At 69.8% G+C, this 8,491-nt stretch carries 8 protein-coding genes; 6 read left to right on the top strand and 2 right to left on the bottom strand.

Features of this window, described 5'->3' with window-relative positions:
* Positions 1-221 (top strand): transposase (locus Q664_RS63105; protein WP_043392201.1); only part of this gene is annotated, 221 nt, incomplete at its 5' end.
* Between the two features lie 61 nt (positions 222-282).
* Here Q664_RS63105 and Q664_RS08925 read toward each other — a convergent pair.
* Complete coding sequence (locus Q664_RS08925; RefSeq protein ID WP_043392198.1) at positions 283-1,068, bottom strand: SAM hydrolase/SAM-dependent halogenase family protein; 786 nt, start codon at positions 1,066-1,068, stop codon at positions 283-285.
* A 106-nt stretch (positions 1,069-1,174) separates the two neighbouring features.
* On the opposite strand from Q664_RS08925, the gene Q664_RS08920 reads away from it, so the two are divergent.
* The 3 genes from Q664_RS08920 to Q664_RS08910 all read left to right on the top strand — a co-directional run bounded on the left by Q664_RS08920 (position 1,175) and on the right by Q664_RS08910 (position 3,548).
* Positions 1,175-2,185, top strand: a complete 1,011-nt coding sequence (locus Q664_RS08920) for an FAD-dependent oxidoreductase (protein WP_043392195.1) — start codon at positions 1,175-1,177, stop codon at positions 2,183-2,185.
* Positions 2,175-2,567 (top strand): DUF2750 domain-containing protein, encoded by a 393-nt coding sequence (locus Q664_RS08915; protein WP_052517870.1) that lies wholly within the window; start codon positions 2,175-2,177, stop codon positions 2,565-2,567. The genes Q664_RS08920 and Q664_RS08915 overlap by 11 nt, the downstream gene beginning before the upstream one ends.
* Positions 2,568-2,666: 99 nt before the next feature.
* Entirely contained in the window at positions 2,667-3,548 is an 882-nt protein-coding gene (locus tag Q664_RS08910; RefSeq protein WP_235216615.1) for an OmpA family protein, read from the top strand.
* A 7-nt stretch (positions 3,549-3,555) separates the two neighbouring features.
* Here the strand turns inward: Q664_RS08910 and Q664_RS08905 are convergent, their stop codons facing one another.
* Positions 3,556-3,789: a hypothetical protein gene (locus tag Q664_RS08905; RefSeq protein WP_235216614.1), complete on the bottom strand. Its 234-nt coding sequence runs from the start codon at positions 3,787-3,789 to the stop codon at positions 3,556-3,558.
* Between the two features lie 252 nt (positions 3,790-4,041).
* Here Q664_RS08905 and Q664_RS51810 point away from each other — a divergent pair, with 252 nt between their 5' ends.
* Complete coding sequence (locus Q664_RS51810) at positions 4,042-6,573, top strand: Kelch repeat-containing protein (protein WP_075207391.1); 2,532 nt, start codon at positions 4,042-4,044, stop codon at positions 6,571-6,573.
* A 109-nt stretch (positions 6,574-6,682) separates the two neighbouring features.
* The gene (locus Q664_RS08895) at positions 6,683-8,365 is read left to right on the top strand and encodes an amidase (RefSeq protein WP_052517871.1); all 1,683 of its coding nucleotides are present in this window, start codon (positions 6,683-6,685) and stop codon (positions 8,363-8,365) included.
* Positions 8,366-8,491: the final 126 nt, after the last annotated feature.

Below are 8,491 nucleotides of genomic sequence, written 5' to 3'. Positions count from 1 at the left end.
AGGAGCGTATCCGGGCCGCTGGTGCCCATGTTCTCTTCCTTCCGCCCTACTCGCCGGACCTCAATCCCATTGAATTGCTCTGGAAAAAGCTCAAGGAACTACTCAAGAGCATGGAGGCGCGCACCCGACAGGCGCTCGACGACGCCATTGCCAGGGCCATGGACCTCATCACACATGACGACATCGTCGGCTGGTTTCGGCATTGTGGATATAAGATATAGGAACATTCAACTGACTTCCGTTATCAGGGGGCGGTCCACCGTGGCCTTCAAGGAGCTTGATTCAATACGGCTCGATGCGCACTCGCGCTCCCCGGGCTGCTCCCAGCTCCTTCGCCGCGCTGCCGTCCCTCACCGACACCTCCAACAGTCCCGCACTCCCCACCAGGGAGAGGGGTTTCCCGGCTGGGACCGACTGGTAGTGCGCATGCGGTGCGTCCTCGAGCACCGTGCTCCCCACGTGCACCCGGAATCGCGCGGGCAGCACCGCCCCCGGCAGGTTCGTGATGAGGTTGCCGTAGGTGTCCACGTGCAGCACCTCGCCCACCGGGCATCCGTCCTCCTCCCCGGGCCTCGGGAATGAGAACGGTCTCTCCAGGTCCTCCAGCTTCCGGCCGAGCTTCTCCAGTGGGACTCCCGCCGCCAGGTGCCCCACCACCGGCGCGAACACGTCCCGCCCGTGAAACGTCCTCGACTGCCTCGGCCCCCAGTATGTGGACCCGGTCAGCTCCACCGCCCCGGCCAGTCCCCCCAGTTGCTCGAGCGCCGGCACCAGCAGTCCGTTGTCCGGCCCCACCAGCACGTCTCCCCGCCGCGCCCTCGCCGCCACGGCGCGCCGAGTCGAGCCCACTCCCGGATCCACCACCGCCAGGTGCAGCGAGCCCTCGGGAAAGGCCTCCACCGCACTCCACAGCAGGAATGCGCCGCCCCTCACGTCCTGTGCGGGTACCTCGTGTGTCAGGTCCACGAGGCTCGCCCCTGGACAGACCCTGAGCAGCGCCGCCTTCATCTGGCCCACGTAGGTGTCCTTCACGCCGAAGTCCGTCAACAGGCTGATGAGTGCGGGCATCACTCCGGGAGGATATCCGCACCGCCCGGGTTCCGGGATTCAGTGGGGGGGGCATTCACTTCACCGGCCTCGTCCGCATAGAACAGGGAACTACACCCTGTCTCCCATGCGCGTCGTCATCTTTGGCTGTGGAGTCTCTGGCCTGTCCTGCGGTGTCCGGCTGCTCGAAGCCGGTCACGCGGTGGAGATCTGGGCGCGCGAGCTGCCTCCCCACACCACGTCCGATGTCGCGGCGGCCGTCTGGTACCCGTACCTCGCCTTCCCCCAGGAGCGTGTCACCGCCTGGGGCGCGCGCACCCTCGCGGAGCTGTGCGCCCTCGCCGCGAGGCCCGAGACCGGCGTGCGGCGCGTGCTCGGCACGGAGCTCCTGCTCTGGCCCGCTCCCGACCCGTGGTGGGCTTCCAGCGTGCCCGGTTTCCGCCGCGCCACCGCGTCCGAGCTGCTCCCGGGCTTCGTCGATGGCTTCGTCTTCGAGGCCCCCGTCATCGACATGCGGCGCTACCTCCCGTACCTGATGGAGCGCTTCCGCCGGCTCGGCGGCTCCATCCTCCAGCGCGAGGTGCGCTCGCTCGACGAGGCCTGGGCGGTGGCTCCGCTCGTCGTCAACTGCACGGGCCTCGGTTCGCGCACCCTCCTGGGTGACGAGACGCTCTACCCCATCCGCGGCGAGGTGCTCCGCGTGGCGCCGCTCCCCCTCGAGCGCTTCCTCCTCGACGAGCAGGACGAGGCGCGGGGCATGACGTACCTCATTCCCCGCATCGACGACTGCATCCTCGGCGGCACCGCCGTGAAGGGGAGCGCTTCCCTGGAGCCGGACCCCGCACAGGCCGAGGCCATTCTCGCGCGCGCGGCACGGCTGCTGCCCGCGGGCACCCGCATCCACGTGTCGCAGCACCTCGTGGGGCTGCGGCCCGGCAGGCCCGCCGTGCGCCTCGAGCTGGAGCAGGTGGACGGACGTCACGTCCTCCACAACTACGGGCACGGCGGGGCGGGCGTGACACTCTCCTGGGGATGTGCCGAGGAGGTGGCCGCGCTCGCGGGCCAGTTGACCGATGGCGCGCCCCATGTCGGACCGGCCCACCATCCTTCGAGCATTGGGAGGACCCATGGAAAGTGAGCAGAGCCAGGATCGGATGCAGGCCGTGCTGCGGTTGCCCGCGGCCCGCCGCTATGCGTACTTCCTCCAGCGCGTGGCGGAGTCCGGCGAGGTCTGGGGGCTCGATGGCGAGGGCTGGGCGCTCGCGCTCGACGACACGGGGCGGGACGTGCTGCCGCTCTGGCCCGCCCCCGAGTTCGCCGCCATGTGCGCCACGCGCCTGTGGTCCGGCTTCCAGCCTCGCGCCATCAAGCTCCATGAGTTGCTGGAGAACGTGCTGCCGCAGCTCGAGGAGGAGGGGATGCCCGTGGGCATCTTCTTCACGCCGGAAGGGCAGGGCCACCCGGTGTCGGCGCGCGAGCTCATCGACGCGCTGAGCACCCCCACCGGCTCGCTGGCCTGAAACCTCGTCCGCCATCGGTGCAACGTTGCACCCTCGGATACCTGCGCGTACCTGCAACGCCTTGAGGCGCACCCGGGCGGGGCCTCTAGCTTGCGCGCCATGTCTGGAGACTCCGAGAAGACGGTGTTCGCGAAGGGAATGGCTCCCCAGAAGGGCGGGGGTGGTTCGAAGCCCTGGCTGCCGTGGCTGGTGACGGCGGTGGTGGTGCTGCTGTCCGGCGTGGCGGGCTACCTCGGTTACGGCGCGTATTCGATGCAGAAGGAGCGTGCGGAATCGGCTGAGAAGTCGGCCGCCGAGGCCCGTGCGCAGACGGTGAGCACCGAGCAGGCGCGCAAGGCGTTGGAGGCGCAGCTGTCGCAACAGCTCGAGGCGAAGGACCAGAAGCTCACGGCGCTCGAGGACGAGCGCACGCGGCTGAACACCGAGCGGGAGCAGCTCCAACAGGCGGTGCAGGAGAAGGACGCCGAGCTCGCCCGCCTCAAGGCCACCTACGAGGACATCGAGCAGAAGCTGAAGGCGGAGATCTCCGACGGGGAGATCCGCCTGTCGCAGGCCGAGGGCCGCATCCAGGTGGACCTGGTGGATAAAATCCTCTTCGACTCGGGCGAGGCGAACCTGTCGCCGCGCGGCAGCGAGGTGCTGGCGCGGCTGGGCACGGTGCTCGCCAAGGTGGAGAACCGCTCCATCCTCGTGTCGGGCCACACGGATGACGCGCCGCCCTCGCAGCGGCTGGCGGCCACCTACCCGACGAACTGGGAGCTGTCGGTGGCGCGCGCGGTGAACGTGGTGCGCTTCCTCGGCGAGAAGGCCAGTGTTCCCCCGGCCAGGCTGGTGGCCGCGGGTCATTCCGACACGAAGCCCGTGGCCAGCAACGCCAACGCCAAGGGCCGCGCCCGCAACCGCCGCATCGAGATCCTCCTCATCCCGGATCTCCCCGCGGGCAAGAAGGGCCAGACCCAGACGGCCTCGGACGCGCGCTGAGCCGCGTCTAGGGAGTGCTCGGGCGGTGGGGCGGCTGCTTGTGCCTGGACAGGCGGAAGGAGACCCACGCGAAGGCCGCCGCCGCCACCACGAGCATCGCCACCCAGTACCAGAGCGCCGAGCTCTGGAGGACGTACTGGTTCACCTTCTGGCTATCCCCCGCGGGCGCCGTCTGCGCGAGCGCCATCAGCGGGGTGAGCAGGCACACGACCCAGGCCGGAATCATCTGTGAGGTCTTCATCGCTCCGGAAAGCTGAGCATCTGTCCGGAGGCGAACAAGCCGTGCGCCCGGTGCCGCCCGCCCGGTGCTCGAGAGTGCCAGCGAAGGCTTCGGGCCCCGCTGATTGCCGGGCCTCGCGGGAAATCCTCCTCTGAGTCCGAATCGGTGGCGGGCCCCCCCGTCCGTCCACCCCGAGCGCTGGTGTACAAAGGCGCCCCCCCCCCGCCTGCCCCGGGTGTCCGGGAGCGGTGCGTCCGAACTCCGAGGTAACCCATGCGTTCTGAAATCCCCCCGAGGAACGGGAGCGGCCTCTGCTTCCAGATGCTGATGGTTCTGGGCGTGGGATGGCTCGTGGCGTGTGGTGGTGAGATGCCGGCGGCCGTGAGCACGCGTCCCCAGGGGCTGGGCAGCACCCACAAGGTGCTCATCCTGGCGGCTTCGGTGACGGGGGGCTCCAACAGCGTGGAGGCGGTGGCCGCGCGGAGTCTGGGCTACACGGTGGAGGTCGTTTCCAACGCCGCCTGGGCCGCGAAGAGCTCGGCGGACTTCGCGGGCTATCGCGCCATCATCCTGGGGGATGCCACGTGCGCCGGCAGCCTGTCGTCGATCTCCGCGGCGTCCAAGAGCCGCGGCGTCTGGGGCCCCGTGGTGGACGGCAACGTCATCATCATGGGCACGGATCCCGTGTACCACTACAAGGATCAGGTCACGAAGAACGCCGTCCAGTTCGCCGCCGCGCAGGAGGGCAGGACGGGCGCCTATATCAACCTGAGCTGCTACTACCACGATGCGGACCCGATGACGCCGGTGCCGGTGCTGGAGCCCTTTGGCTCCTTCACCGTGACGGGCGTGGGTTGCTACGACGATGCCCACAAGGTGGCCTCGCACCCGGCCCTGTCGGGCCTGACGGACACGCTGCTGTCCCGTTGGGGCTGCTCGGTGCACGAGGCCTTCGATTCCTTCCCGGCCGCCAACTTCACCCCGCTCGTCATCGCGAGGGACCCCGTGTTCGGCGCGCGTCTGCCGGGCTCGCTGGACTTCGCGGACGGCTCGCACGGGGTGCCGTACATCCTGGCCCGCGGTGCCGTTCCCGTGAGCTGTGGTGATGGCGTGGTGCAGTACCCCGAGGAGTGTGACACCGGTCTCGGCAACGGCGTGCAGGGGACGGCCTGCTCCTCCGTGTGCCGTCTGCACTGGTGCGGAGATGGCACGGTGGATCCGAGCGAGCAGTGCGACACCGGCGCGGCCAACGGCACCGGCACGTGCAGCGCGTCCTGCCGGTCCGTCGCCGTCAACCGTGCCCCGGTGGCGAAGTGCAAGGATGTGACGCTCCCGGCTGGCCCCACCTGCAGTGCCACCGTGCCCTCGGTGAATGACGGCTCGTACGATCCCGATGGAGACGTGCTGCAGTGCACCCAGGGGCTCGTCGGCTCCCTGGGGGTGGGTTCGTACCTCGTGGGGTTGACCTGCCTCGATCCCGCGGGTCTGCTGTCGAGCTGTGCGGGGACGGTGTCTGTCGTCGACACCACGCCGCCGGCCGTGTCGCTCGTGGGGTACGCCTCGGAGACGCTCGAGTGCCGCAGGCCCTACGTCGAGACGGGCGCGGTGGCCACCGATCAGTGCTCCGGGGACGTGTCCTCCGCGGTGACCGTGTCCGGCTCCGTCAACAGCCGCATGCCGGGCACGTACATCCTCACGTACTCGGCGAAGGATGCGTCCGGCAACGTGGGCAGCGCGACGCGAACCGTCACGGTCGTTCCGGACGCCTCCGGCACGTGCGAGGACCGGGGCGGCGGCTGGATTCCGACCGGCGGCATGGCCCTGCCACGGCTGCTGCACACCGCCACGTTGCTGGACGATGGACGGGTGCTGGTGGCCGGTGGCTTCAACACCACGGCGGAAGTCTACAACCCGGAGGCCCGGACCTGGTCCGCCACGGGCAGCACGCTGGGCTCGCACCGGGGTCACACGGCCACGAAGCTGCGGGATGGCCGCGTGCTCATCGCCGGCGGCGGCGTGTGCCCCATCACCAGCGCCACGGCCGAGCTGTACGTCCCGGCCCTGGGCAGGTGGAAGCCCGCGGGCCTCCTCAACACCCAGCGCTATCACCACACCGCCGTCCTGCTGCCCAACGGCAAGGTGCTCGTGGCTGGAGGCCGTGCGGGTGAATACGACAGCGCCACGCTGGCCTCCGCCGAGCTGTATGACCCGGCCACCAACACCTGGTCCCATACCGGCGGCCTGAACACGGCTCGCGCCTTCCACACCATGACCCTGTTGCCCGGCGGCAAGGTGTTGGTGACGGGCGGCAGTGATGCCTCCGATGGCCTCATCGCCTCCTCTGAGCTGTACGACCCGGACACCGGGACGTGGACGGTCGTGGGGGCGATGGCCACGGGCCATGCCTCGCACACCGCCACCCTGTTGCCTGGCGGCAAGGTGCTGGTCGCGGGCGGCTCGGGCACCGACGGGGTGCCGAGCGCCTCGGCCGAGCTGTATGACCCGGCAACGGGTACCTGGTCGGCCACGGGCGACATGGGCTCGCCGCGCCGGCTCCACACCGCCAACGTGCTTCCGGATGGCCGTGTGCTCATCGCGGGTGGCTACCACCCGGCCACGGGCATCCTGACCTCGGCCGAGCTGTATGACCCGGCCACGGGGGCGTGGAGCGTGACGGCGGCCATGAACGTGGACCGCTATCAGCACACCGCTACCTTGCTTGGTAACGGCACGGTGCTCGCGGTGGGCGGTGTGAGCAACCACGACCAGTCGTCGGCGGAGTACTACGACCTCACGGAGCTCTAAGCCCGACCCCTCCCGAGTCCCGCACGGAAGGTGCGTGAGGCGCAGGAGCCAGGGGTGAAGGGACCCGGGTTGTGGCCGGGTGCTTCCGCTGTTGTACTGGGCACCCGCCATGAAGAAGCCCATTCCTTCCCCCGGAAACTCCCAGGGGCTGAGCCGCCGGACGTTCCTCGGTGGTGCCGCCGCCGCCAGCACGCTGGCCGCCCTGGATGTCCATGCCCAGCCCTCTCCCGGCAACGCCGCGCCCGCTTCCGCGCCGCGCGCCGGCTCCTTCGAGCTCGAGGAGGCCACCGTCTCCGAGCTCCAGGCCGCCATGCAGTCGGGACGCTTCACCGCACAGGGGCTCGCCGAGCGCTACCTCGCCCGCATCCAGACGCTGGACCGCGAGGGCGCGCTCCCGCTCAAGTCCGTCATCGAGCTCAACCCGGAGGCGCTCGCCATCGCCACCGCGCTCGATGAGGAGCGCAAGGCGAAGGGTCCTCGCGGTCCGCTCCACGGCATCCCCGTCCTCATCAAGGACAACATCGGCACCGCGGACAAGATGCAGACCACCGCCGGCTCCCTCGCGCTCGTGGGCGCCGTGCCTTCCCGTGATGCCTTCGTGGTGGAGCGGCTGCGTGCCGCGGGCGCCGTCATCCTCGGCAAGACCAACCTCAGCGAGTGGGCCAACTTCCGCTCCACGCACTCCTCCAGCGGGTGGAGCGGGCGCGGCGGCCAGTGCCGCAATCCCTATGCCCTCGACCGGACTCCCTCGGGCTCCAGCTCGGGCTCCGGCGCCGCCACCGCCGCCAACTTCTGCGCCGTGTCCGTTGGCACCGAGACCGATGGCTCCATCGTCTCTCCGTCGGCGGCGAACTCGCTCGTCGGGCTCAAGCCCACCCTCGGGCTCGTGAGCCGCTCGGGCATCATTCCGCTCTCGCACAGCCAGGACACCGCCGGCCCCATGACGCGCTCCGTGGCCGATGCCGCCGCGCTCCTGGGGGTGCTCGCGGGCATTGATTCCACTGACGCCGTGACCGCTTCCAGCAAGGGCCACGCTCACGCGGACTACACGCGCTTCCTCGACCCGAATGGATTGAAGGGCTCTCGCATCGGTGTCCCTCGCGAGCGCTTCTTCGGCTACCACCCCGCCACCGATGCGCTCGTCGCGCGGGCGCTCGAGCTCATGCAGGCCCAGGGCGCCGTCATCATCGACGAGGCCCACATCCCCACCGCCTCGAAGATGGATGAGCCGGAGATGGAGGTATTGCTCCACGAGTTCAAGGCCGACATCGAGGCCTACCTCGCCGGGCTCGGGGACAAGACCCGGCTCAAGACGCTCGCGGACCTCATCCGCTTCAACGAGGAGCACCGTGACACCGAGCTGCCCTGGTTCGGCCAGGAGCTCTTCCTCCAGGCCCAGGAGAAGGGGCCCCTCACCGACAAGAAGTACCTCAAGGCCCTCGCCGCCTGCCGGAAGCTGTCGCGTGCGCAGGGCATCGACGCCGTCATGGCGAAGCACAAGCTCGATGCGCTCGTCGCGCCCACCCAGGCTCCTCCCGGACTCATCGACCTGGTGAATGGCGACCACTGGCTCGGCAGCAGCTCCTCGCCCGCCGCCGTCGCGGGTTATCCGAGCATCACCGTCCCCGCTGGTGATGTGGCCGGACTGCCCGTGGGCCTTTCGTTCATCGGGCGGGCGTGGAGCGAGCCCGTGCTCCTGCGTCTCGCCTTCGCCTACGAGCAGGCCTCCAAGCATCGTCGCGCGCCCACGTTCGCTCCGACGGCGGATCTGCGCTCGGTGGCCAAGGTGTAGTGACCCGTGGATGTCCCCTCTCCCTTTGGGAGAGGGTCAGGGTGAGGGTCTGCATCCGGCACGGTGACTACGTGGGTGATGACCCCNCNCNCNCGCGCGCGCGCGCGCGCGCGCGCGCGCGCGCGC

It is taken from the genome of Archangium violaceum Cb vi76 (genome assembly GCF_000733295.1).
Taxonomy (GTDB): domain Bacteria; phylum Myxococcota; class Myxococcia; order Myxococcales; family Myxococcaceae; genus Archangium; species Archangium violaceum.
Note: the sequence above shows the minus strand (reverse complement) of the source record. Positions and strands in the feature narration are given on the sequence as shown.